Raw genomic sequence first — 24,910 nt, forward strand, 5'->3', positions numbered from 1 at the left:
CGCAGTCTCGCGCAATCTGCTAGCGCTGCGCGGCCATGATACGCCCCTGGCAGACGTTCAGACCGAGGTGCGACCTTTGGCCGCATTGGGTTGATCTTGTGAAACGTGATATGGGAAGTGTCAATTGATCCAGGTCAGCCGGTGACGCATTTGTTGCCCGCCTGTTGGAACAACCCGGTTGCGCAGCGGGTCAGCGCAACCGGGTTACGCACCCGGTTGCTGGGCATACGTCTGGCCTGGCTGCCAGCAGCCCACCCCAAACTTCCTCAGTCGGCTTTCTCGCCTGCCTCCGGCGAGTGCGAAAGGCTGTACACATAAGCGGCCAGCAGGTGCACCCGGTCGTTGCCCTGCAACTGCGCCTGGGCCGGCATCTGCCCCTGGCGGCCGTAGCGGATGGTCTGCTGCAACTGTGCAAAGCTCGACCCATAGATGAACGCCTGGGGGTGCGTGAGGTTCGGAGCGCCCATGGCCGGGGTGCCCTTACCCTCCGGCCCGTGGCAGGCCACGCAGCTGCTGGCGAAGATCACCTTGCCTTTGGCCGGGTCGGCATTGATGCCCTCCGGCAGACGGCGACCGTCCAGGTTGGTGAGCACAAAGGCGGCCACATCGGCCACGCCCTGTTCGCCCAGCACCTCGGCCCACGCCGGCATGACCCCGTGGCGCCCGTTCATGATCGAGGCTTTTAGGGTTTCCGGCTCGCCGCCCCAGCGCCAGTCGTTGTCGGTCAGGTTGGGAAAACCGTAGGCACCCTTGGCATCGGAACCGTGGCATACCGAGCAGTTGGAGGCGAACAGGCGACCGCCCATCTTCAACGCTTGTGGATCCTTGGCCACCTCTTCGATGGGCATGGCCGCGAACTTGGCGAAGATCGGCCCGAACCGGGCGTCGGCCTTGGCCATTTCCTTCTCCCATTCGTGCACACCGCTCCAGCCGGCCTGGCCGTCCGAGAACTCGGCCTGCTTGTCGTTATCCAGGTAAGCGTAGCCGGGCAGGATGCCTTTCCAGTTGCCCAGGCCCGGGTACAGGGCCAGATAGCCCAGGGCAAAGACAATGGTGCCGACGAACAGCCAGAACCACCACTTGGGCAGCGGGTTGTCGTACTCCTCGATACCGTCGAACGCATGGCCGACGGTCTCGCTGGTGGTCTCCTCGCGTTGGCCCTTGCGGGTAGACAGCAGCAGCCAGGTCAGGGCGAGGATGGTGCCCAGGGTCAGAACGGTGACGTACACACTCCAGAAAGTTGTCATTGTTTTTTGCTCCCGGATGCCTTTTCTTGTGCGTGCTCGACGTGTTGGCGGGCCTGGGGATCATCGGCAAAGGGGAGTTGGGTCGCTTCGTCGAAGTCTTTCTTGCGCCGCGGGCTGAACACCCACAGCGCCAGGCCGATGAAGGCCACCAGCACCACCACGGTGCCCAGGCCGCGAATCATTCCGATATCCATCGCCGTCACCGTTTGCTCTTGATGAGGGTGCCAAGGCCTTGCAGGTACGCCACCAGGGCGTCCATTTCGGTCTTGCCCTTGACCGCATCCCGAGCGCCGGCGATGTCGGCATCGGTGTAGGGCACCCCGAGCGTGCGCAGCACCTGGAGCTTGCGGGCGGTGTCCTTGCCATCGAGGGTGTTTTCCACCAGCCACGGGTAGGCCGGCATCTTCGATTCCGGCACCACGTTGCGCGGGTTGTACAGGTGGGCGCGGTGCCAGTCATCGGAGTAGCGCCCACCGACCCGGGCCAAGTCCGGGCCGGTGCGCTTCGAACCCCACAGGAACGGGTGGTCCCAGACGCTTTCGCCGGCGACCGAGTAATGGCCGTAGCGCTCGGTCTCTGCCCGGAATGGGCGGATCATCTGCGAATGACAACCCACGCACCCTTCGCGGATGTAGATGTCCCGGCCTTCCAACTCCAGTGCGGTGCGCGGCTTCATGCCTTCGACCGGCTGATTGGTCACGTCCTGGAAGAACAACGGGACGATCTGGGTAAGCCCGCCAATGCTGACGGCGATCACCATGAAGAAGGCCAGCAGGCCGATGTTCTTCTCTACGGCTTCGTGCTTCATCAGTGCGCTCCCACGACAGCGATCTTGGCGGCTTCTTCAGCCTCCACCGGGTTGGCCGCGCGCACGGTGCGCAACACGTTATAGGCCATCAGCAACATGCCGCTGGCGAAGAACGCGCCGCCCAGCGCGCGAACGATGTAGCCCGGATGGCTGGCCTGCAGGGCTTCGACGAACGAGTAGGTAAGGGTGCCGTCGTCGTTGATGGCGCGCCACATCAGGCCTTGGGTGATGCCGTTGACCCACATCGAGGCGATGTACAACACGGTGCCGATGGTCGCCAGCCAGAAGTGGGCATTGATCAGGCCGATGCTGTGCATCTGCTCACGCCCGTACAGGCGCGGGATCATGTGGTACACGGCGCCGATGGAGATCATCGCGACCCAGCCCAGGGCCCCGGCATGCACATGGCCGATGGTCCAGTCGGTGTAGTGCGACAGCGAGTTCACCGTCTTGATGGCCATCATCGGCCCTTCGAAGGTGGACATGCCGTAGAAGGCCAGCGACACCACCAGAAAGCGCAAGATCGGGTCGGTGCGCAGTTTGTGCCAGGCACCGGAGAGGGTCATCATGCCGTTGATCATGCCACCCCAGCTTGGGGCCAGCAGGATGATCGACATCACCATGCCCAGCGACTGCGCCCAGTCGGGGAGGGCGGTGTAGTGCAGGTGGTGCGGGCCGGCCCAGATGTACAGGGTGATCAGCGCCCAGAAATGCACGATGGACAGCCGGTACGAATAGATCGGCCGCTCGGCCTGCTTGGGCACGAAGTAGTACATCATGCCCAGGAAGCCCGTGGTCAGGAAGAAACCGACGGCGTTGTGGCCGTACCACCACTGGATCATGGCATCGGTCGCGCCCGAATAGGCCGAGTACGACTTGAACAGGCTGACCGGCAACGAAATGTGGTTGACGATGTGCAGCATCGCGGTGACCACGATGAACGCCCCATAGAACCAGTTGCCGACATAGATGTGTTTGGTCTTGCGCTTGACGATGGTGCCGAAGAACACCGCGCCGTAGGCGACCCAGACAATGGTCAGCAGAATTGCCAACGGCCATTCCAGTTCGGCGTATTCCTTGGTGGTGGTGTAGCCCATGGGCAGCGTGACCAGGGCGCCGACGATCACCGCCTGCCAACCCCAGAACGTGAAGGCCGCCAGGCGATCGGAGATCAGCCTGGCCTGGCAGGTGCGCTGCACCACGTAGTAGCTGGTGCCGAACAGTGCACAGCCGCCAAAGGCGAAGATCACCAGGTTGGTGTGCAGTGGGCGCAGGCGGCCGAAGCTGGTCCAGGGCAGGTCCAGGTTGAGCTCAGGCCACACGAGCTGCGAGGCGATGAAGACGCCCAGGCCCATGCCGATGATCCCCCAGACCACCGTCATGATGGCGAACTGGCGGACGACCTTGTAGTTATAAGCAGTCGAACTGATTGCAGTGCTCATTCTCAGGTTCCACGGTTTTATGTTCTTGTTGGTCGAAATCGGCATCAGTATCGGAAACCCCCTGGGTTACCGCAACGCAACTTTGGTACGCCGACCCGTGTCCAGCCCTGTTCGACAGTGGCACGCAGTGAACGGGGGATGCCATGGATTGTACACAAATAAATATTTGTAATGTGTACCGTTTCTCGGTTTTTTTTGATCGAACGGTCAGGCTTTTTCGGACGGTCAGAAAGTGGGCCTCAAGGCATCGCGAGAACGTGCGTTGAGGGGCGTGGGATGCGCAAGCGGCTGGGGTGCTGGACGCTCACAAATGAAAAGCGCCGCTAGAGCGGCGCTGTGGGGCGGGGAATAAGACGAAGAGCGGATTACTTGACCGTCACGCCTTGGGCTGCTTCGCCCTGGGAGAGGCTGTAGACGTAGGCCGCCAGCAAGTGCACTTTGTCATTGCCCTGGATCTCGGCCTGCGCGGGCATCTGGCCCTGGCGACCATAACGAATGGTCTGTTGCAACTGGGCGAAGCTCGATCCATAGATGAACGCCTGCGGATGGGTCAGGTCCGGCGCACCCATGGCAGGGGTGCCCTTGCCCTCAGGCCCGTGGCAGGCCACGCAGTTGCTCGCGAACAGCGCTTTGCCCTTGACCGGGTCGGCCTTGACGCCTTCGGGCAGCTTGCGCCCATCGAGGTTGGTCAGCACGAACGCCGCCACATCCGATACGCCCTGTTCACCGATCACCTCGGCCCAGGCCGGCATCACGCCGTGACGGCCGTTCATGATCGACGCCTTGATCGTTTCAGGCTCACCGCCCCAGCGCCAGTCGTTGTCGGTCAGGTTGGGAAAGCCGTAGGCGCCCTTGGCATCGGAACCATGGCACACCGAGCAGTTGGAGGCGAACAGGCGGCTGCCCATCTTCAGTGCTTGCGGATCCTTGGCCACTTCTTCCACCGGCATGGCGGCGTACTTGGCGAAGATCGGGCCGAACTTGGCATCGGCCTTGTCCATCTCCTTCTGCCATTCATTGACACCGGTCCAGCCATCCTCGTAACCGGGCAGGATGCCTTTCCAGTTGCCGAGGCCCGGATACAGCACAAGGTAGCCAGCGCTGAAGACCAAGGTGCCGACGAACAACCAGAACCACCACTTGGGCAGCGGGTTGTCGTATTCCTCGATGCCATCGAAGCTGTGCCCCATGGTCTGGTCGGTCGTGCTGTTGCTCTGCCCTTTGCGGGTGCCGAGCAACAGCCAGGTCAGGCCGATCAGGCTGCCGATGGTCAGTACGCTGATGTAGGTACTCCAGAAGGCGGTCATTGTGCTTTGCTCCTCGCAGCTGCACGGGTTTCAGGTGCCTGCTCGACAGGAGGCAGGCGGTCGTCGACGAAGGGCAGCAGGCGCGCTTCGGCGAAGTCCCGGTCGCGGCGCCGGTTGAATACCCACAGGCTCAAGCCGATGAAGGCGATCAACACCACCAGGGTGCCCAGGCCGCGGATCATGCCGATGTCCATTTCCATCGCATTCACCTCTTGTTCTTGATCGAGGTGCCCAGCACCTGCAGGTAGGCGACCAGGGCGTCCATTTCGGTTTTGTTCTTCACCGCCTCGCGCGCGCCGGCAATGTCTTCGTCGGTGTAAGGCACGCCCAGGGTGCGCAGCACGCGCATCTTGGTGTCGGTGTGGCTGTTGTCGACCTGGTCGGCCACCAGCCACGGATACGACGGCATCTTCGACTCCGGCACCACGTTGCGCGGGTTATACAGGTGGGCGCGGTGCCAGTCGTCCGAGTAGCGCCCGCCGACTCGGGCCAGGTCTGGCCCGGTGCGCTTGGAGCCCCACAGGAACGGGTGGTCCCACACGCTTTCGCCGGCAACCGAATAATGGCCATAGCGCTCGGTTTCGGCGCGGAACGGGCGGATCATCTGCGAGTGGCAGCCTACGCAGCCTTCGCGGATGTAGATGTCACGGCCTTCGAGTTGCAGCGCGGTGTAGGGCTTCATGCCCTCGACCGGCGTATTGGTTACGTCCTGGAAGAACAACGGGACGATCTGGGTAAGGCCGCCGATGCTGACGGCGAAGACCATCAGCAAGGCCAGCAGGCCGACGTTTTTCTCGATGACTTCATGTTTCATCAGGCAGGTCTCCTCAAGCCAGCTGGGCGTTCGCAGGGACGGTATCCAGCGCTGGCGAACGTACGGTGCGCCAGGTGTTCCAGGCCATCAGGAACATGCCGCTGAGGAAGATCGCGCCACCGACGAAGCGCACGACGAAGCCTGGGTGGCTGGCCACCAGGGTTTCGACGAACGAGTAGGTGAGCGTGCCGTCGCTGTTGACTGCGCGCCACATCAGGCCCTGGGCGATACCGTTGACCCACATCGAGGCGATGTAGAGCACGGTGCCGATGGTGGCCAGCCAGAAATGCGCGTTGATCAGCCCGATGCTGTACATGCGCTCCTTGCCGAAGACCTTGGGGATGGTGTGGTACAGGGCGCCGATGGAGATCATCGCTACCCAGCCCAGGGCGCCGGCATGCACGTGGCCAATGGTCCAGTCGGTATAGTGGGACAAGGCGTTGACGGTCTTGATGGCCATCATCGGGCCTTCGAAGGTGGACATCCCGTAGAACGCCAGGGAGACCACCAAGAAGCGCAGGATGGGATCGCTGCGCAGTTTGTGCCAGGCGCCGGACAGGGTCATCATGCCGTTGATCATGCCACCCCAGCTCGGTGCCAGCAGCACCAGCGACATCACCATGCCCAGCGATTGGGCCCAGTCGGGCAGGGCGGTGTAGTGCAGGTGGTGAGGGCCTGCCCAGATGTACAAAGTGATCAGTGCCCAGAAGTGCACGATCGACAAGCGATAGGAATACACCGGGCGTTCGGCTTGTTTGGGCACGTAGTAGTACATCATGCCCAGGAAGCCTGCGGTCAGGAAGAAGCCCACGGCGTTATGGCCATACCACCACTGCACCATGGCATCGGTGGCCCCGGCGTAGACCGAGTAGGACTTGGTCAGGCTGACAGGCAGTTCCAGGTTGTTGACGATGTGCAGCATCGCCACGGTCAGGATGAAACCGCCGAAGAACCAGTTGCCCACATAGATGTGCTTAGTATTGCGTTTGATCAGAGTGCCGAAGAACACCACGGCATACGCCACCCACACGATGGTGATCAGGATGTCGATCGGCCATTCCAGTTCGGCGTATTCCTTGGAGCTGGTGTAACCCAGCGGCAGGCTGATGGCAGCCAGCAGAATCACCAGTTGCCAGCCCCAGAAGGTGAACGCGGCCAGGCGTGGCGCGAACAGGGTGGTCTGGCAGGTGCGTTGCACCGAATAATAGGAGGTGGCGAACAGCGCACAGCCGCCAAATGCGAAAATCACCGCATTGGTATGCAGTGGGCGCAGGCGGCCGAAGCTGGTCCAGGGGAGATCGAGGTTCAGGAAAGGCCAGGCAAGCTGGGCGGCGATGAAGACGCCGAGCCCCATCCCGACGATTCCCCACACCACCGTCATGATGGCGAATTGGCGGACCACCTTGTAGTTATAGGCGGTACTGCTGGTTGTGTTCATGTATGGGTTCCCATCCACGGTTATTGGCAGGCTATAGAGCGAGGCAAGCATGAGTAATGGGCAAAATGCCTGCATTGACGGGGATCAATGGGCCAAGGTCGGAAATGTCCCAGGCTTGCGCTGCACACCTGAACACTGGGTGTACGGTGAGCCGTACCGGACCTGCCTGATCCTTGCCCATGGCGCCGGGGCGCCGATGGACAGCGAGTTCATGGAGCAAATGGCGCAAAGGCTTGCAGCACGTGGGGTAGCCGTGGTGCGCTTTGAGTTCCCGTACATGGCCCAGCGTCGGCAAGGCGGCAGCAGAAGGCCACCCAATCCGCAGCCGGCCTTGCTGCAATGCTGGCGCGAGGTGTACCAACACGTGCGACCTTTGGTCGCGGGTAAATTGGCGATTGGGGGCAAGTCGATGGGCGGGCGCATGGCCAGCCTGGTAGCGGACGAGTTGGGGGCCGATGCGCTGGTGTGCCTGGGCTATCCGTTCTATGCAGCAGGCAAGCCGGAAAAGCCACGGGTCGAACACCTGGCCGGGTTGCAGACCCCGACCTTGATCGTTCAGGGTGAGCGCGATGCCTTGGGCAATCGGGAGGCGGTTGGGCGGTACGCCTTGTCACCTGCAATCGAGGTGCAGTGGCTGGCGACGGGCGATCATGACCTAAAGCCCCTGAAGGCTTCCGGGTTCAGTCATGAACAGCACCTGCAGGCAGCGGCCGACAAGGTGGCGCGCTTTCTAGATAGGCAATGACGATGCGCGGTGGCAAACCCCGGGTTCATCAAGGGCATGCGGCCGAGTGAGGCACTCGGCCTGGGGCAGGCTTAGTCGCGGTACTCGCACAGGTAAGCCGTATCGACCTTGACTTGCAACTGGAACTTGCTGTCGGCCGGCACGTTGAACTGGGTGCCAGTCGCGAAGGTTTCCCAAGCATCGCTGCCTGGCAGCTTCACGGCCAGCTCGCCCGAGACCACGTGCATGATTTCACGCTTGGCCGTGCCGAACTCGTATTCACCAGGGGCCATCACACCGACGGTGGCCGGGCCTTCTTCGCCAGTGAAAGCGATCGACTTGACGGTGCCGTTGAAGTACTCGTTGACCTTGAACATGGGCGACTCCAGTAACAGAAGAGGGCAAAAAGGCTGGCCAGTATGCCCAAGGCCACCGGCGCCGTCATCCGCTTTGACAGGCGCCGCCCATCAACCGCTCGGCAGGCTCAACGGCAGCAGGCGCGCGGTGTTGCGCGCGTCTTCCAAGGCCCTGTGCTGTTGGCCGCAAAAGTGCATGCCGGCCATGTGCAGGGCACTGTTGAGCCCCGTCGGACGCTGCAGGTGGCGGGCCTTGGCAAAACGCTGCTTGAGATTGATGTGCGGCAGTGCCCGCAGCGCGCTGTCCAGGCCATGTTGCCGCCATTCCTGGAGCAATTGCACACGGTCGTAGTCGCCCCAGCTCACCCAGGCCTGCAACTGCGCCTGATGGTGCGCCAGCCACCGTTCGAAACTGGGCCACACCTCGGTGAAAGGGGCCGCCGAGTCCACGTTCGCCTGGCTGATGTGGGTCAGCTCGCGGCAGAATGGCGTCAACTGAGGCCGCCTGCGTGGCCGCACGAAGCGCTGGAAATGATCGACCTCGCGGCCTTGGCCAGTTACCAGGCTCGCGCCGATTTCAATCACTTCCATGTCTGCGACCGGCCATCCGCCGTCGTCTGTCGTCGCTTCCAGGTCGATCACCAACCAATGGCCCATATCAGGCTCCCTTCCAGGTCATGCTAGAGCGTAGCCAAAGTCCCGCCTCCCGACACCCCCTGGCATTTTGCCGCCTGCTTTGGCATAAAGGGCGCGACCCGGTGGTTGTGCCGGGTCCGGAAAGCGCCTAGCGTAAGCGGATCCCGTTCTGGCATGTGATGAGTGTTCGTTTTGACCCTAGCGCCCGGCCTCAAGGTCCTGTCCGCACTGTTTATTTCTGCCGCCTGTTGGTTGGCGCCGTCGGCACGGGCCGTCGAGCGGGTGGAAGTCAGGGTCGGGGCTGCTCACTTCCCGCCGTACACCGTGCGTCCCGAGCAAGGTGCGGGCACCGGTCTGCTGACGCAGTTGATCGACGCGTTGAACCTGTCGCAACCCCGTTATCGCTTCGTGCTGGTGCCCACCTCGGTGCAACGACGCTTTGGCGATCTGCTGCAAGGCCGTACCGACATGGCAGTGTTCGAGAACCCGCAATGGGGTTGGGCGCACGTGCCGCACCAGGCGGTGGACATGGGCCTTGAAGACGCCGAAGTGTTCGTAGGGCGTACCAGCAGCCTGGCCGACCCGCACTATGTCGATGACCTGCAGGGCAAGCGCCTGGCCATGTTCAACGGCTACCACTATGCCTTCGCAGGGTTCAACCCCGACCCCACCTACCTGCGCAAGGCCTTCAACGCCACCTTGACCTATTCCCACGACAGCAACCTGCTCATGGTGCAGGCCGGTCGCGCCGACATCGCACTGGTGACCCGCTCGTACCTCACCGATTTTCTGGCCCGTAACCCCTCCAGCCAGGGCCGGCTGGCGGCATCGGGGCGTATCGATCAGGTCTACCATCACTATGCCGTGCTGCGCGCAGGTGGGCCGTTGTCAGCCACCGCGTTTGCCGGGTTGCTGCAGGCGCTGCGCGAGAAGGGCGAGCTGGCGCGCATCTTCGAACCCTACGGGATCACGGTCACTGCCGGGCGCCCGTAATCCCCCCTCAAGGGCAGCAGCTAAATCCGGGGGAGGTGGCATCGTCTTGCAGAGTGAGCCTTTCTTTCACGTCACCGAGTATCGCCCATGCCCTCAGATGCCGCTTTGCAGACACCCTACACACCACGCTGGCGCAGCCTGAGCGCCGAGCAGCGCGACGGTTTTCTGTGCCTGTCGCTCGAAGCTCGACCCTTGATCGCCCTGCGGGTGCACACCCAAGGCACTCCAGTCGTGCAGGTGGAATGGGTTTGCTCGCAGCGACCCTACCAGGCGCTGTGGGCGGCGTGCTACTGGCTGTTGTCCCAGGACCTCACCTGCCAGACGTTGACTTGGCAGCTGCATGAAGTGCCCGCCCAAGCGCTGGCCTCTGGCTTGCTGGTGAGCAGCGAGCAACCGGGGCAGTACCTGTGCCAGCGGGCATTGTTCTGGCAGTTGCCTCAGCCGTGGCTGGGTGAAGTGCAGGCCGCGGTGTATCCGCAACAGATGCGCATCAGCGCGGGCAAGCGACACCCGTTGCGAGCGCCCAAGCCGCGAGGCGAAGTGTACCGGCGCTTCGATGCGCGGCTGGGCAGCTGGGTATCGCTGCGCACCCTGGAAATCGAGCACGATCTTGAGCGCTTCAACCGCTGGCAGAACGAGCCGCGGGTAGAGGCGTTCTGGCAGGAAGGGGGTAGCCTGGCGCAGCACCGCGAGTACCTGGCCAAGCTCGAAGCGGACCCTCATACCCTCACGCTGATCGGTTGCTTCGATGATCAGCCGTTTGCCTACTTCGAAGCCTATTGGGCCAAGGAAGACCGCATCGCCCCGTTCTATCAGGCCGACGATTATGACCGTGGCATCCACATGCTGGTAGGCGAACAGCAACACCGCGGCCCCCACAAGGTCGCCAGCTGGCTCTGCGCGCTGGTGCACTACCTGTTCCTGGATGACCCGCGCACCCAGCGCGTTGTCGCCGAGCCACGTGCCGACAATGCGCGGATGATCGGCTACATGCAGGATCAGTGCTTTCACTGCGACAAAGTGTTCGACTTCCCGCACAAGCGGGCTGCGCTGATGATTCTGGGGCGGGAGCGTTTTTTCGATCGGTGCACGCTGGTTTAAGGAGGGTATTGACGGAGGTTCGACAACTACCCGGTATCGCACTTCAAACCAGTGATTTTGCGGATGCGCACCGGCTGGGTAGGCGCGGCCTTGCCGGTCCGGCGCCCCGGCCAGGCCGCTCTACACGGGTCATCCTTCCCCCTTCGCGCCGTGCCTAGCGCGTCATCTTCCGGCAATGCACCATCGCATCGCGAATCATGAAGTTGACCAGGGTAGGGGAGACGCCCAGTTCCTTGGCGATGTCTTTCTGCGGCACACCATGCAGGCGGTACATTTCGAACGCATACCGCGTGCGTGGCGGCAGGTCGTTCAGTGCGCGGGCGATGTCGTCGAGGGCCGCAAGGTTGATGTGGGTAGCTTCGGGCGAGGCGTTCTGCAGGACGACGTTCAGCCCTTCTTCCTCGCTGCCGGAGTATTTCAACTCCATCGCCTGCTTGCGGTAGTGGTCGATGGCCAGGTTGCGCACGATCTGGAACAGGTAGCTCAGCTGCGCCTTGAACGAAGAGGTGATCTGCGGGGCGCTGCCGAGCCTGAAGAAGGCGTCCTGCACCACATCTTCGGCCCGCGAGCGGCAGCCGGTGATGCGGGCGGCAATCTTGAGCAAGATGCTGCGGTTCTCTACGAACGCTTGGAGCAGTGGTGAATCGCACTTACTTGTGGACAGTTGTTCCGCCATGGAAATCACCTGGAAGCATAGGGTAAAGAGCGCGTTGATTTGTAGGACGCGTCCTGGGACGAGCGACAAGCTATTCAGAATGATAATGATTGTCAAATACGAAACTAAATTAGTATCTGTATCTTTCAGTTCTAAGTCGCGCCCGACTCGCGTGCGTACCCGCCGCATGGCGCCACGCATCACGCGGCGCCTGGTTAACGCGCACGCCCGTCTTTTCTCCCACAGGCCCGCGCTTCGTTAATTTCTGCCCCCCGCCATCCGTTCCCCTCTGTACATCCCCGGCCGCTGATGCTGTCCGCCCCTGCAGGTGGCCACACCGGCCCGCCCACCTCGACACCGGCAGGAACACCCATGACGCATGCCTTCGAACTCCCGACTTCGCTGGTCCAGGCCCTGATGCAACGCGCCGCACAGAGCCCGGACAAGATCGCCTTGCGCTTTCTGGCCGATGCGCCCGGCGAACAGGCCGTGCTCACCTACCAGGCGCTCGACCAGCGCGCGCGCGCCATCGCGGCTGCGCTCCAGGCACGGGCCGCATTCGGGGACCGTGCCGTACTGTTGTTCCCTAGCGGCCCGGACTACGTGGCGGCCTTCTTCGGCTGCCTGTACGCCGGCGTCATCGCGGTGCCGGCCTACCCACCGGAGTCCGCACGCCAGCACCACCAGGAGCGCCTGCTTTCGATCATCGACGACGCCGAGCCGCGCCTGCTGCTGACCGTCGCGGCACTGCAAGAAAGCCTCCAGGGCCTGGAGGCGCTGCAAGCCGCGCAGGCCCCGGAGCTGCTGGCCGTTGACCAGCTCGATCCGACACAGGCGGCGGCTTGGCGCGAGCCTGCGTTGCAGCCCCATGACATCGCGTTCCTGCAATACACATCCGGTTCCACGGCCTTGCCAAAGGGCGTGCAGGTCACCCACGGCAACCTGGTGGCGAACGAACAGCTGATCCGCCACGGCTTCGGTATCGATCTGAACCCAGACGACGTGATCGTCAGCTGGCTCCCGCTCTACCACGACATGGGGCTGATCGGCGGGCTGCTGCAGCCGATCTTCAGCGGCGTACCCTGCGTACTGATGTCGCCTGGCTATTTCCTGGCACGGCCGCTGCGTTGGTTGCAGGCCATCAGTGAGTACGGCGGCACCATCAGCGGCGGCCCCGACTTTGCGTACCGGCTGTGTAGCGAGCGGATCAGCAAGGCTTCCTTGGCAGGGCTCGACCTGAGCCGCTGGCGAGTGGCGTACTCGGGTTCCGAGCCGATCCGCCAGGACAGCCTGGCCACCTTCGCCGACACCTTCCAGGCCTGCGGCTTCAACCCACAAAGCTTCTTCGCCAGCTACGGGCTGGCAGAGGCCACGCTGTTCGTCAGCGGCAGCCGCCGCGGTGAGGGCATCGGCGCCTTGGCGCTCGATGCCCAGGCCTTCGCCGAAAACCGCGCCGAGCCTGGCGAGGGCAGTGTGGTGATGAGTTGCGGCTGGCCACAGCCCGGCCATGCGGTACGCATCGTCGAACCCCGGCAGCGCCAGGTGCTGGCGGACAATCAGGTAGGGGAAATCTGGGCTGCCGGGCCAAGCATCGCCCACGGGTACTGGCGCAATGTCCAGGCCAGCGCTCAGACGTTCGTCGAGATGGATGGCCAGCGCTGGCTGCGCACAGGCGACCTGGGTTTCATGCGCGGCGGCGAGGTGTTCGTCACCGGTCGCCTGAAAGACATGCTCATCGTGCGCGGGCAGAACCTCTACCCGCAGGACCTGGAAAAGACCCTTGAGCGTGAGGTCCCTGCGCTGCGCAAGGGCAGGGTGGCCGTGTTTGCCGTCGAGCACGAGGGTGAGCAAGCCATTGGCGTGGCCGTGGAAATCAGCCGCAACGTGCAGAAGACGACCGCGCCCGATGCACTGATCAAAACGCTTCGTCATGTTGTCGCCGATGCGTGCCGCCAGGCCCCGGCCGTGGTCCTGTTACTCAACCCAGGTGCCTTGCCCAAGACTTCCAGCGGCAAACTCCAGCGCTCGGCCTGTCGTCTGCGCATGGACGATGGCACCCTCGATTGCTACGCGCGCTTTCCACAACCCGCTTTGCCGGCCACCGAGACCGTGACCGGTGAAGGGTTGCAGGCGCAAATCGCGCGTCTTTGGTGCGACATTCTCAAGGTCGAGGCGGTGGCGGCGGACGATCATTTCATGCTGCTGGGCGGCAACTCCATTGCCGCCACCCAGGTCACGGCAGCGCTGGCCGACGCCTTGGGCATCGAGTTGAGCCTGCGCACCCTTTTCGAGGCCCCAGTGCTGGCCGACTACACCCAGGCGGTTGCTGCAAGCCTTGCCCAAGGCCAGCAAGCGGGGGCCATCGACCTGTTGCCCCGCGACAGGCCACTGCCCCAGTCGCTGGCGCAGAACCGCCTGTGGCTGCTTTGGCAACTGCAGCCGCAATCGGCTGCCTACAACATTCCTGCTGGCCTGCAACTGCGCGGGGCCCTGGATGAACCTGCTCTGGAAGCCGCCCTGCAGGCGCTGGTAGAGCGCCACGAAGCCTTGCGTACGGTGTTCAGCGAAGTCGACGGCCAGCCATTGCAACGCGTCCTGGCTCACCTGCCGGTGAACCTTCAGCGGCTTGACTTGCAGGGGCAAGCGCCCGAGCAGGTCGACAGCCAGCGAGAGGCCGAGGCCTGCCTGCCTTTCGATCTGCAGAGAGGGCCGCTGCTGCGCCTGACGCTGGTCCATCTGGACGAGGAGCATCACCAGCTTTGGGTAACCCTGCACCACATTGTTGCCGATGGCTGGTCGCTCACCTTGCTCATGGACGAGCTGGCGCGTCTTTATGCGGCTTATTGCCAGGGCCTGGAACCCAAGCTGGCACCGCTCGGGCTGGGCTACGCCGACTACGGTAACTGGCAGCGCACCTGGTTGGCAGAGGGTGCAGCCGAGCGTCAGCTCGCCTACTGGCGCGATCAGCTGGGCGATGCGGCGCCGGTTCTGGACCTGTGCACCGACCACCCCCGCGCCAGCCAGCGTGGCAACCATGCCGCACGCCTGAACGTGAAGGTGCCTGCGCACTTGTCCCAGGCCCTCAACGCCTTGGCACATCAACACCAATGCAGCCTGTTCATGGTGCTGCTGGCGGGTTGGCAGGCGCTGCTGCACCGTTATACCGGCCAGGCCGACATCCGGGTCGGTGTGCCCAATGCCAACCGCTCGCGCCTTCAAAGCCAAGGGCTGGTCGGTTTCTTCATCAACACCCAGGTGCTGCGCGCTCAGGTACACGGCCGACTGCCGTTCGCCGAATTGCTCGGCCAGGTGCGCCAGGCCACCCTCGACGCACAGGCCAACCAGGACCTGCCGTTCGAGCAGTTGGTCGAGGCGCTGCCCCAGGCCCGTGAACAAGGCCTGTTCCAGGTCATGTTCAACCACCAGCAACGCGATCTGTCGGCGCTGCGGCGCCTGCCGGGTCTGCTGGCCGAAGAGCTGCCCTGGCACAGCCGGGAAGCCAAGTTCGACCTGCAACTGCACAGCGAGCAAGATCACCAGGGCCGTGTGCGCCTGGCGTTCGACTACGCCAGCGAACTGTTCGAGCAGGACACGGTGGCGCGGCTTGCTCAGCACCTGTTGAGCCTGTTCGAGCACGTCTGCGAAACGCCGCAGCTGCCCATCGGCGAAGTCCCCCTGCTGGATGAGGCGAGCCGCGCACGCTTGCTGGACTGGGGGCAAGCGCCGGCTGCGCAGCCGCCACAGCTGCTGGTCGAGCAGCTCAATGAGCAGGCTCGCCTGCACCCGCAGCGCACGGCACTGGCCTGGGAGGGCGGCAGCCTCGGTTACGCCGAACTGCATCAGCAGGCCAATCGCCTGGCCCATTACCTGCGCGACAAGGGCGTGGGCCCCGATACCTGCGTGGCCATCGCCATTGAGCGCTCGCCCCAGCTGCTGGTAGGCCTGCTGGCCATCCTCAAGGCCGGCGGCGCCTATGTGCCGCTGGACGTGGATTACCCGGCCGAGCGTCTGGCCTTCATGCTGGCCGACTGCAATGCCGGCCTGCTGCTCAGCCACAGCAGCCAATTGGCCACGCTGCCGCACGTGCAGGGTGTTGGCGTGATCGCGCTGGACCAACTGCACCTGGACAACTGGCCGAGCCAACCGCCCCGGCTCCACCTGGACGCCGATAACCTGGCCTACGTGATCTATACCTCCGGCTCCACTGGCCAGCCCAAGGGCGTAGGCAACACCCACGGGGCGCTCGCCGAGCGGCTGCAGTGGATGCAGGCGACCTACGCACTTGGCGCGGACGACGTGTTGATGCAGAAGGCACCGATCAGTTTCGATGTTTCGGTGTGGGAATGCTTCTGGCCGCTGATCACCGGCTGCAAGCTGGTACTTGCCGGTGCCGGTGAGCACCGCGATCCGCAGCGCATCGCAGCGCTGGTGCAGGCCCATGGCGTGACCACCCTGCATTTCGTGCCACCTTTGTTGCAGGTATTCGTCCAGGAACCCCAGGCTGCGGGCTGCAGCAGCCTGCGCCGCCTGTTCTCCGGCGGCGAGGCGTTGTCGGCTGCCTTGCGCGACCGGGTCTTGCAGGTGCTGCCACAGGTGCAGCTGCACAACCGTTACGGCCCGACCGAAACCGCCATCAACGTCACCCACTGGCATTGCACCGCCAGCGACGGTGGGCATTCGCCCATGGGCCGCCCGTTGGGCAATGTGCTGTGTCAGGTGCTGGACGATGAGCTGCACCTGAGTGCACCTGGGGTGCCGGGCGAGCTGTACCTGGGTGGCACGGGCTTGGCCCGTGGCTACCTGGGCCGCCCTGGCCTGACGGCCGAGCGCTTCGTGCCCCAGCCTGGCGGCAATGGCCAGCGCCTGTACCGAAGCGGCGACCGAGTGCGCTGGTTGGTGCAGTACCCGGCGCTTGAGTACCTGGGCCGCCTCGACCACCAGGTGAAAGTACGTGGCTTCCGCGTGGAGCCCGAAGAAGTGCAGGCCTGCCTGCTGGCCCAGGCCGGCGTCGAGCAGGCGGTGGTGCGGGTTCATCAGGACACCGTCGGCGCACAACTGGTGGGTTACTACAGCGGCACTGCCGAATCGGGCCCCTTGCTCGCGGCGCTTGCCGAGCAACTTCCGGCCTACATGGTGCCCGCACAGCTGATGTGGCTGGCGCAGATGCCGCTCGGCCCGAGCGGCAAGGTCGATCGCAAGGCATTACCGGCGCCTGTGTGGCAGCAGCGTGAGCACATCGAGCCACACAGCCCCTTGCAACGGCAGGTCGCGGCCATCTGGTGCGAGGTGTTGGGCCTGCCCCAGGTCGGCTTGCAGGACGATTTCTTCGCCTTGGGCGGGCACTCCTTGCTGGCGACGCAAATCGTCTCGCGCACGCGACAGGCCTGCGACGTCGAGCTACCGTTGAAAGCCCTGTTCGACGCCAGCGAGCTGGGCGCCTTCTGCGCTGAAGTCGCACGCATCCAGGCCAGCGGTGAACGCAATGCGCAAGGCGACATCCCGCGCGTGGATCGCCGTCAGGCGGTACCGCTTTCCTATTCGCAACAGCGCATGTGGTTCCTTTGGCAAATGGAGCCCAACAGCCCGGCCTACAACGTCGGCGGCATGGCGCGCCTGCGCGGAACCCTGCATGTAGATGCCTTCGAGCGGGCGTTGCACGCGCTGGTCGTGCGTCACGAAACCCTGCGCACCACCTTCCCCAGCATCGAGGGCGTGCCTTATCAGTGCGTGGCCGACGACAGCAACCTGCAGCTGGCCTGGCAAGATTTCAGTGCACTGCCCGACGCTGCCCGCCAGCAGCGCCTGCAACAGCTGGCCGACCAGCAGGCACACCAGGCGTTCGACCTGGAGAGTGGCCCCCTGCTGCGTGCCTGCCTGGTCAAGCTGCAGGAGCGCGAACACGTCTTCGTGCTCACCTTGCACCACATCGTCACCGAAGGCTGGGCCATGGATATCTTTGCCCGCGAACTGGGCGAGCTGTACGAAGCCTTTGTTGACGACCGTGAGTCGCCGCTGACGCCCTTGCCCGTCCAGTACCTGGACTACAGCGTATGGCAACGGCAATGGCTGGACAGCGGAGAGGGCGCTCGCCAGCTGGCTTACTGGAAACAGCGGCTGGGACAAGAGCACCCGGTACTGGCGCTGCCCACCGACCGCCCTCGACCTGCCGTGCAAAGCCACAAGGGCGAGCTCTACAGGTTCGAGCTGGACCCTGCGCTGGTGCAGCGCGTGCACACCTTCAACAGCCAGCGTGGCCTGACCTTGTTCATGACCATGACCGCCACCCTGGCGGTGCTGTTGCACCGCTACAGTGGTCAGCGCGACCTGCGTATCGGCGCCCCGGTGGCTAACCGCATCCGCCCCGAGAGCGAAGGGCTGATCGGTGCCTTCCTCAACACCCAGGTGCTGCGCTGCGAGCTGGACGGCCAGATGACCGCTGCCGAGGTGCTCGAGCAGGTGCGCCAGGCCGCCATCGAGGGGCAGTCCCACCAGGACTTGCCGTTCGAACAACTGGTCGAGGCCTTGCACCCGCCGCGCAGCAGCGCCTACAACCCGCTGTTCCAGGTGATGTGCAACGTGCAGCGCTGGGCCTTCCAGCAAAGCCGTACGCTGGCCGGCATGCAGGTGGACTACCTAGTCAACGACGCAGCCGCCACCAAGTTCGACCTCTACCTGGAGGTCACGGACCTTGATGGCCGTCTGGGCTGCTGCCTGACCTACAGCCAGGACCTGTTCGACGCGCCACGCATTGCCCGCATGGCCGCGCATTGGCAGCAGTTGCTGATCGGGCTGCTGGACCAGCCGCAGCAACGCCTGTGCGAACTGCCGATGCTCAGCAGCGCCGAACAGCAGGGGCTGGTCGCGCAACTGCGCGGCGAGCCGGTCAGCACGGCGCGGCATACACTGCATGGGCTGTTCGCGGCCCAGGCGGCCGAAGACCCGCAAGCACGGGCCCTGACGTTCGCCGGCCAGCACCTGAGCTACGCCGAGCTCGATCAGCAGGCCAACCGCCTGGCCCGCGCCTTGCGCGAGCGCGGTGTCGGCCCGCAGGTGCGGGTGGGCGTGGCGCTCGAACGCTCGCTGGAAATGGTCGTCGGCCTGCTGGCAGTACTGAAGGCCGGTGGCGCCTATGTACCGCTTGACCCGGAGTACCCGCTGGACCGCTTGCGCTACATGATCGAGGACAGCCAGGTCGCCGTACTGCTCAGCCAACGCCGCTTGCTGCAAGACCTCGGGCCGCTGCCGGAGCACCTGGCCTGCTGGAGCCTGGAAGACGACCAGCCTACGCTGGGCGCCTATAGCGAGGCGCCGCTGGACGATGTCAGCCTGGCGCAGCACCCGGCTTATCTGATCTACACCTCCGGGTCCACCGGCAAACCCAAAGGTGTGGTGGTCAGCCATGGCGAGTTCGCCATGCACTGCCAGGCAGTGATCCAGGCGTTTGGCATGCGCAGTGACGATTGCGAGCTGCATTTCTATTCCATCAACTTCGACGCGGCCAGCGAACGGCTGTGGGTGCCGCTGCTGTGTGGCGCACGTGTGGTCATCCGCGCCCAAGGGCAGTGGGGCGCCGACGAGATCTGCCAGCTGGTGCGAGAGCAACACGTCAGCGTGCTGGGCTTCACGCCCAGCTACGGCAGCCAGTTGGCTCAGCATCTGGCCGTGCAGGGCGAGTGCCTGCCGATGCGCTTGGTGATCACCGGGGGCGAGGCGTTGACCGGCGAGCACCTGCAGCGCATCCGCCAGGCCTTCACCCCTGATCAGCTGTTCAACGCCTACGGCCCCACCGAAACCGTGGTCATGCCGCTGGCCGCCCTGGCCCCGCAATCGCTGGCGGCCGACCTGGGCAGCGTGCCCATCGGGCGGGTGATCGGCCAACGCACGGCCTACATCCTCGATGATGACCTGGCCCTGTTGCCCCAGGGGGGCATCGGTGAGCTGTATGTGGGCGGCGCCGGCCTGGCCCAGGGCTACCACGACCGTCCTGGGCTGACCGCCGAACGCTTCGTCGCCGACCCCTTCAGCCACACCGGCGGGCGCCTGTACCGCACCGGCGACCTGGTGCGCCTGGGTCAGGATGGCCTGGTGGAGTACATCGGGCGCGCCGATCAGCAGGTGAAGATTCGCGGCTTCCGCATCGAGCTGGGTGAAATCGAAAGCCGCTTGCAGGCCCATGCCGATGTGGATGAAGCGGTGGTCATCGCCGTTGACATGCAGGGCGTGCGGCAACTGGTCGGCTACCTCGTAAGCCAGCACGCCGCTGGCGACCCGCATGCCCAGCAACAGCTGCGCGAAGCCGTCAAAGACCATGCCCATCAGCATCTGCCGGACTACATGGTGCCGGCGCACCTGGTGCTGCTCGATTCCCTGCCGCTGATGGGCAATGGCAAGCTGGACCGCCGGGCCTTGCCGCTGCCCGACCTCGACCAGGCTCGCCAGCATTACCAAGCACCGACCAATGATGTGCAAGCGCAATTGGCGCAGGTCTGGGGTGAGGTGCTCAACGTCGATCAGGTCGGTGTTCAGGACAATTTCTTCGAACTGGGCGGTGACTCGATCCTGTCGATCCAAGTGGTGAGCCGCGCGCGGCAGGTAGGCCTGCAATTCTCCCCGCGTGACCTGTTCCAGCACCAGACCATCCAGGCCCTGGCGGCCATCGTGCAGCCGGTGCAGGTCACCGACAGCATCGAGCAAGGCCTACGCCAGGGCAGCGCACAGTTGACCCCGATCCAGCACTGGTTCTTCGACAGCGCGTTGGCGCAGCCGCAGCACTGGAACCAGGCCGTGCTGTTGCAATGCCGCGTGCCGCTGGATCAGACCCGGCTGCACACCGCGCTGGCCGCCCTGGTGGAGCACCACGACAGCTTGCGCCTGCGTTTCAGCGATGCTGCTGGCCATTGGCAGGCCGAGTACGCCCAGCCTGATGATCAACAGCTGCTGTGGTCGGCCAAGGTCGCCGACCTGGACGATTGCCAGGCGCTGTACACCGACCTGCAACGCAGCCTCGACCTGCAGCGCGGTCCCTTGCTCCGTGCCTTGCTGGTGAGTGACGGGGAGGGCGAACAACGCCTGGCATTGACCATCCATCACTTGGTGGTCGACGGCGTTTCCTGGCGCATCCTGCTCGAAGACTTGCAGGCGCTGTACCGAGGCCAGGCCCTGCCGGCCAAGACCCATGCCCCAGGTGACTGGGCGGCGCGGCTGGCAGCCTATGCCAGCAGCGATTCGCTGCGTGACGAGCTGGGCCAGTGGCAGGCCCAGGTGGGTGAGGTACGCCATGAGCTACCCTGCGATCATCCCCAGGGCGGCAACGTGCAGCGTCATGCCCGGACCGTGACCATCGGCCTGGATGCCCAGCAGACCCGCCAGTTGCTGCAGCAGGCGCCTGCGGCCTACCACACCCAGGTCAATGACCTGCTGCTGACGGCACTGGCCCGCACCCTGTGCCAGTGGACGGGCCAGCCGCAGGCGCTGGTGCAGTTGGAGGGCCATGGCCGGGACGGGTTGTTCGAGGACATGGACCTGACCCGCAGCGTCGGCTGGTTCACCAACGCTTATCCGTTGAGCCTGTCCCCCCTGGCAGGGGATGATGACCAGGCACGGGCGGCGTCCATCAAGCGCATCAAGGAGCAGTTGCGCCAGGTGCCGCACAAGGGCCTTGGCTACGGTGTGCTGCGCTACCTGGCGGACCCGGCAGCGCGCGAGCAAATGGCGGCCCTGGCCCAAGCGCGCATCACCTTCAACTACCTGGGGCAGTTCGACCAGCAGTTCGACGACGGCGCGCTGTTCACGCCGGTGGACGCGCCGGTGGGCCTGGCCCATGACCCGGATGCGGCGCTGCCCAACTGGCTGAGTGTCGATGGCCAGGTCTACGGCGGTGCGTTGCAACTGCGCTGGACATTCAGCCGCGAACGCTATGAGCCGCACACCATCGCCACGCTGGCGAATGCCTATCGCCAGGAACTGGTGGCGCTGATCGACCATTGCCTGGCAGACGGGCAGGGCAGCTACACCCCCTCGGACTTCCCCCTGGCGCACCTTACCCAGGCGCAGATCGACGCGTTGCCCGTGCCGGCCAACCTGATCGAGGACGTCTACCCCCTGACCCCAATGCAGGAAGGCATGCTGCTGCACACCCTGCTCGAACCCGGCACGGGCCTGTACTACATGCAGGACCGCTACCGCATCAGCAGCGCACTCGACCCGCAGCGCTTCGCCCAGGCCTGGCAACAGGTGGTGGCGCGGCATGAGGCCTTGCGCGCCTCGTTCAGCTGGAACAGTGGCGAGGCCATGCTGCAGATCATCCACAAGCCCGGGCAATTGGCCATGGATTACCAGGACTGGCGCGACCTGGACGACGCCGACCAGGAGGCTCGCCTGCAAGACCTGCACAAGCAGGAGCGCGAAGCCGGCTTCGACGTGTTGCACACGCCGCCGTTCCACCTGCGCTTGGTGCGAGTGGCCGATGCGCGCTACTGGTTCATGATGAGCAACCACCACATCCTCATCGATGCCTGGTGCCGCTCGCTGCTGATGAACGACTTCTTCGAAATCTATCAGGCGCTGGGCGAGGACCGACAGGCGCAACTGCCGGTGCCGCCGCGCTACCGTGACTACATTGGCTGGCTGCAGCGCCAGGGTTTGGACGACGCGCGTGCCTGGTGGCAGGCCAACCTGGCCGGCTTCGAGCGCGCCACGGCGCTGCCAAGCGATCGTCCGTTGCGCCATGAGCATGCGGGCAGCGGCATGGTCGTCGGTGATTGCTACACGCGCCTGGCGGTCAGTGAGGGCACTCGCCTGCGCGAGCTGGCCCAGGCTCACCAGTTGACCGTCAACACTTTCGCCCAGGCGGCCTGGGCCCTGGTGCTGGCGCGCTACAGCGGCGAGCGCGACGTGGCCTTCGGCGTGACCGTGGCGGGTCGGCCGGTGAGCATGCCGCAGATGCAACGCACCGTCGGCCTGTTCATCAACAGCGTGGTGCTGCGTGTGCAGCTGCCAGCGGTTGGCCAAGGGTGCACTGTGCGCCAGTGGTTGCAGGGTTTGCTGGAGCGCAACATGGAATTGCGCGAGTACGAATACCTGCCGCTGGTGGACATCCAGGCGTGCAGCGAACTGCCCAAGGGCCAGCCGTTGTTCGACAGCCTGTTCGTGTTCGAGAACGCCCCGGTGGAAACCGCCGTGCTCGACCACGCCAAGCACCTGGATGCTACCTCCGACTCAGGTCGCACCCACACCAATTTCCCGCTCACCGCGGTCTGTTACCCAGGTGATGACCTGGGCCTGCACCTCTCGTTCGACCAGCGCTACTTCGACTACCCGACCGTCGAGCGCTTGCTGGCCGAATTCAAGCGCCTGCTCCTGGCGCTGGTCCAGGGGTTCGACGAACAGGTGCAAGCCTTGCCGCTGGTGGGCGCCGAGGAACAGCGTTTCTTGCTCCAGGCATGCAACGACACTCAGCGGGCTTACCCCCTGGAGCAGAGTTATGTCGCGCAGTTCGAGGCGCGCGTGGCCGCCCATCCCCAGCGTACCGTGGCCCGGTGCCTGGACGCCGAGTACGACTATGCCAGGCTGAACCTGGCGGCCAACCGCCTGGGCCATGCATTGATCGGGGCTGGTGTACGGCTGGATCAGCCGGTGGCCCTGCTGGCCGATCGCGGCCTGCCGCTGCTGGGCATGATCGTTGGCAGCTTCAAGGCCGGTGCTGGTTACCTGCCGCTGGACCCAGGCCTGCCACCTGCGCGCCTGCAAAGCATCCTTGAGCTCAGCCGGGCGCCGGTGCTGGTGTGCAGCGCGGCCTGTGCCGAGCAGGGGCAGGCCTTGCTGCAAGCCCTGAACCCTGGCGTACGGCCCCAGTTGTTAGTGTGGGAAACCGTCCAGACCTGCACCATGGACAGCCACAACCCTGGGGTCCACAGCGGCCCGGACAACCTCGCTTACGTGATCTACACCTCAGGCTCCACCGGCTTGCCCAAGGGCGTGATGGTGGAGCAGCGCGGCATGCTCAACAACCAGCTGAGCAAGGTGCCCTACCTGGCGCTGACCGAGCACGATGTCATTGCGCAGACGGCGTCGCAGAGCTTCGACATTTCGGTGTGGCAGTTCCTGGCCGCGCCGCTGTTCGGCGCCCAGGTTGAAATCGTGCCCAACGCCATTGCCCACGATCCCCAGGGCCTGCTCACCCATGTCCAGGCCACCGGCATCACCGTTCTTGAGAGCGTGCCATCGCTGATCCAGGGCATGCTTGCCAGCGAACACCAGGCGCTGGACGGCCTGCGCTGGATGCTGCCTACCGGCGAAGCCATGCCACCGGAGTTGGCGGCGCAATGGCTGCAACGTTACCCACGGATCGGCCTGGTCAACGCCTACGGGCCAGCGGAATGTTCGGATGACGTGGCGTTCTTCCGTGTCGATGCCGACTCTACCCAAGGCAGCTACCTGCCCATCGGCACCCCGACCGACAATAACCGGCTGTACCTGCTGGGCGATGAACAGCAACTGGTGCCCTTGGGGGCCGTGGGCGAGTTGTGCGTGGCGGGTACGGGTGTGGGCCGTGGCTACGTGGGCGACCCGGCACGCACGGCGCTGGCGTTCATTCCCCACCCTTACGGTGCAGCAGGCGAGCGTCTGTACCGCACCGGCGACCTGGCCCGCCAGCGGCCTGACGGTGTGCTCGAGTACGTAGGCCGGATCGATCACCAGGTGAAGATTCGCGGTTACCGTATCGAACTGGGAGAAATCGAGGCCCGGCTGCATGAGCAGCCGCAGGTCCGCGATGCAGCGGTCGCTGTGCAGGAAGGTGTCAACGGCAAGCACTTGGTGGGTTACCTGGTGCCTCACCACGGGGTCACGGGCGACGACACCGTGCTCGCTCAGCTCAAGGCACGCCTGCGCGCCGAGCTGCCTGAGTACATGGTGCCCCTGCATTGGGCCTGGCTTGAGGCCTTGCCTCACAATGCCAACGGCAAGCTCGACCGCAAGGCCCTGCCCGCCATCGACATCGGCAGCCAGCACAGCCAGGCCTATCAGGCACCGCGCAGCGACCTCGAGGGCCTGCTGGCCGGTATCTGGGCCGAGGTGCTCAAGGCCGACCGGGTCGGTGTGCACGACAACTTCTTCGAACTGGGCGGCCACTCGCTACTGGCCACCCAGATTGCCTCGCGGGTGCAGAAGCAACTGCAACTGAACGTGCCACTGCGGGCGATGTTCGAGTGCAGCACGGTGGCGGAACTGGCCGTGTACGTGGAGGGGCTGCAGGGCAGTGCGCTGAATGAAGACAAGGTGGATCGGTTGAGTGACTTGATGGCGGAGTTGGAGGGGTTGTGAGGGGCGGCGGGCGATGAGCAATCGTTCGTCCGTTCAAGGGCTAACGAAGTCGCAGGGGCTGCGGGG

15 protein-coding genes are annotated in these 24,910 nt (G+C 64.5%); 4 read left to right on the forward strand and 11 right to left on the reverse strand.

Going from position 1 to position 24,910, the window contains the following annotated elements; all coding sequences use genetic code 11:
• Window positions 1–266 precede the first annotated feature (266 nt).
• The 8 genes from ccoP (B2Y33_RS07215) to ccoN (B2Y33_RS07250) all read right to left on the reverse strand — a co-directional run bounded on the left by ccoP (B2Y33_RS07215) (window position 267) and on the right by ccoN (B2Y33_RS07250) (window position 7,056).
• Window positions 267–1,247: a cytochrome-c oxidase, cbb3-type subunit III gene (gene ccoP, locus B2Y33_RS07215; protein ID WP_206405595.1), complete on the reverse strand. Its 981-nt coding sequence runs from the start codon at window positions 1,245–1,247 to the stop codon at window positions 267–269.
• Entirely contained in the window at window positions 1,244–1,441 is a 198-nt protein-coding gene (locus tag B2Y33_RS07220; protein WP_023535942.1) for a CcoQ/FixQ family Cbb3-type cytochrome c oxidase assembly chaperone, read from the reverse strand. The genes ccoP (B2Y33_RS07215) and B2Y33_RS07220 overlap by 4 nt, the downstream gene beginning before the upstream one ends.
• Window positions 1,442–1,446: 5 nt before the next feature.
• Entirely contained in the window at window positions 1,447–2,055 is a 609-nt protein-coding gene (gene ccoO / locus B2Y33_RS07225; protein ID WP_023535925.1) for a cytochrome-c oxidase, cbb3-type subunit II, read from the reverse strand.
• Window positions 2,055–3,497: a cytochrome-c oxidase, cbb3-type subunit I gene (gene ccoN / locus B2Y33_RS07230; RefSeq protein WP_023535871.1), complete on the reverse strand. Its 1,443-nt coding sequence runs from the start codon at window positions 3,495–3,497 to the stop codon at window positions 2,055–2,057. The genes ccoO (B2Y33_RS07225) and ccoN (B2Y33_RS07230) overlap by 1 nt, the downstream gene beginning before the upstream one ends.
• Before the next feature lie 365 nt (window positions 3,498–3,862).
• Window positions 3,863–4,804 carry a cytochrome-c oxidase, cbb3-type subunit III gene (gene ccoP / locus B2Y33_RS07235; RefSeq protein ID WP_206405594.1) on the reverse strand — a complete coding sequence of 314 codons (942 nt, stop codon included), beginning with the start codon at window positions 4,802–4,804 and terminating at the stop codon, window positions 3,863–3,865.
• Window positions 4,801–5,004: a cbb3-type cytochrome oxidase subunit 3 gene (locus B2Y33_RS07240; protein WP_058604817.1), complete on the reverse strand. Its 204-nt coding sequence runs from the start codon at window positions 5,002–5,004 to the stop codon at window positions 4,801–4,803. The genes ccoP (B2Y33_RS07235) and B2Y33_RS07240 overlap by 4 nt, the downstream gene beginning before the upstream one ends.
• Before the next feature lie 5 nt (window positions 5,005–5,009).
• Window positions 5,010–5,618: a cytochrome-c oxidase, cbb3-type subunit II gene (gene ccoO / locus B2Y33_RS07245; RefSeq protein WP_023535920.1), complete on the reverse strand. Its 609-nt coding sequence runs from the start codon at window positions 5,616–5,618 to the stop codon at window positions 5,010–5,012.
• Between the two features lie 13 nt (window positions 5,619–5,631).
• Complete coding sequence (ccoN, locus tag B2Y33_RS07250; RefSeq protein ID WP_027916026.1) at window positions 5,632–7,056, reverse strand: cytochrome-c oxidase, cbb3-type subunit I; 1,425 nt, start codon at window positions 7,054–7,056, stop codon at window positions 5,632–5,634.
• Between the two features lie 49 nt (window positions 7,057–7,105).
• Between ccoN (B2Y33_RS07250) and B2Y33_RS07255 the strand changes: the two genes are divergently transcribed.
• Complete coding sequence (locus B2Y33_RS07255; RefSeq protein ID WP_028687958.1) at window positions 7,106–7,801, forward strand: alpha/beta fold hydrolase; 696 nt, start codon at window positions 7,106–7,108, stop codon at window positions 7,799–7,801.
• Between the two features lie 71 nt (window positions 7,802–7,872).
• Here the strand turns inward: B2Y33_RS07255 and B2Y33_RS07260 are convergent, their stop codons facing one another.
• Window positions 7,873–8,157 (reverse strand): pyrimidine/purine nucleoside phosphorylase, encoded by a 285-nt coding sequence (locus tag B2Y33_RS07260; RefSeq protein WP_027916028.1) that lies wholly within the window; start codon window positions 8,155–8,157, stop codon window positions 7,873–7,875.
• A 90-nt stretch (window positions 8,158–8,247) separates the two neighbouring features.
• Entirely contained in the window at window positions 8,248–8,793 is a 546-nt protein-coding gene (locus B2Y33_RS07265) for an exonuclease domain-containing protein (RefSeq protein WP_023535887.1), read from the reverse strand.
• A gap of 171 nt (window positions 8,794–8,964) precedes the next feature.
• Here B2Y33_RS07265 and B2Y33_RS07270 point away from each other — a divergent pair, with 171 nt between their 5' ends.
• Together B2Y33_RS07270 and B2Y33_RS07275 are read left to right on the forward strand one after the other, a co-directional pair.
• A complete protein-coding gene (locus tag B2Y33_RS07270) occupies window positions 8,965–9,765 on the forward strand; it encodes a substrate-binding periplasmic protein (protein ID WP_111475186.1) in 801 nt (266 codons plus the stop codon).
• A gap of 87 nt (window positions 9,766–9,852) precedes the next feature.
• On the forward strand, window positions 9,853–10,866 hold the full coding sequence (locus B2Y33_RS07275; RefSeq protein WP_196110076.1) for a GNAT family N-acetyltransferase: 1,014 nt from the start codon (window positions 9,853–9,855) through the stop codon (window positions 10,864–10,866).
• A gap of 154 nt (window positions 10,867–11,020) precedes the next feature.
• Here the strand turns inward: B2Y33_RS07275 and B2Y33_RS07280 are convergent, their stop codons facing one another.
• Window positions 11,021–11,542 carry an RNA polymerase factor sigma-70 gene (locus B2Y33_RS07280; RefSeq protein ID WP_027916031.1) on the reverse strand — a complete coding sequence of 174 codons (522 nt, stop codon included), beginning with the start codon at window positions 11,540–11,542 and terminating at the stop codon, window positions 11,021–11,023.
• A gap of 351 nt (window positions 11,543–11,893) precedes the next feature.
• Between B2Y33_RS07280 and B2Y33_RS07285 the strand changes: the two genes are divergently transcribed.
• Window positions 11,894–24,844: a non-ribosomal peptide synthetase gene (locus B2Y33_RS07285; protein ID WP_206405593.1), complete on the forward strand. Its 12,951-nt coding sequence runs from the start codon at window positions 11,894–11,896 to the stop codon at window positions 24,842–24,844.
• The last annotated feature ends 66 nt before the right edge of the window (window positions 24,845–24,910 follow it).

Source organism: Pseudomonas sp. UBA5666 (genome assembly GCF_002420785.1).
Taxonomy (GTDB): domain Bacteria; phylum Pseudomonadota; class Gammaproteobacteria; order Pseudomonadales; family Pseudomonadaceae; genus Aquipseudomonas; species Aquipseudomonas fulva.

Coding starts and splice junctions, on each gene's coding strand:
- ccoP (WP_206405595.1), bottom strand. CDS start 1,247: ATGACAACTTTCTGGAGTGTGTACGTCACCGTTCTGACCCTGGGCACC.
- B2Y33_RS07220 (WP_023535942.1), bottom strand. CDS start 1,441: ATGGATATCGGAATGATTCGCGGCCTGGGCACCGTGGTGGTGCTGGTG.
- ccoO (WP_023535925.1), bottom strand. CDS start 2,055: ATGAAGCACGAAGCCGTAGAGAAGAACATCGGCCTGCTGGCCTTCTTC.
- ccoN (WP_023535871.1), bottom strand. CDS start 3,497: ATGAGCACTGCAATCAGTTCGACTGCTTATAACTACAAGGTCGTCCGC.
- ccoP (WP_206405594.1), bottom strand. CDS start 4,804: ATGACCGCCTTCTGGAGTACCTACATCAGCGTACTGACCATCGGCAGC.
- B2Y33_RS07240 (WP_058604817.1), bottom strand. CDS start 5,004: ATGGAAATGGACATCGGCATGATCCGCGGCCTGGGCACCCTGGTGGTG.
- ccoO (WP_023535920.1), bottom strand. CDS start 5,618: ATGAAACATGAAGTCATCGAGAAAAACGTCGGCCTGCTGGCCTTGCTG.
- ccoN (WP_027916026.1), bottom strand. CDS start 7,056: ATGAACACAACCAGCAGTACCGCCTATAACTACAAGGTGGTCCGCCAA.
- B2Y33_RS07255 (WP_028687958.1), top strand. CDS start 7,106: ATGAGTAATGGGCAAAATGCCTGCATTGACGGGGATCAATGGGCCAAG.
- B2Y33_RS07260 (WP_027916028.1), bottom strand. CDS start 8,157: ATGTTCAAGGTCAACGAGTACTTCAACGGCACCGTCAAGTCGATCGCT.
- B2Y33_RS07265 (WP_023535887.1), bottom strand. CDS start 8,793: ATGGGCCATTGGTTGGTGATCGACCTGGAAGCGACGACAGACGACGGC.
- B2Y33_RS07275 (WP_196110076.1), top strand. CDS start 9,853: ATGCCCTCAGATGCCGCTTTGCAGACACCCTACACACCACGCTGGCGC.
- B2Y33_RS07280 (WP_027916031.1), bottom strand. CDS start 11,542: ATGGCGGAACAACTGTCCACAAGTAAGTGCGATTCACCACTGCTCCAA.
- B2Y33_RS07285 (WP_206405593.1), top strand. CDS start 11,894: ATGACGCATGCCTTCGAACTCCCGACTTCGCTGGTCCAGGCCCTGATG.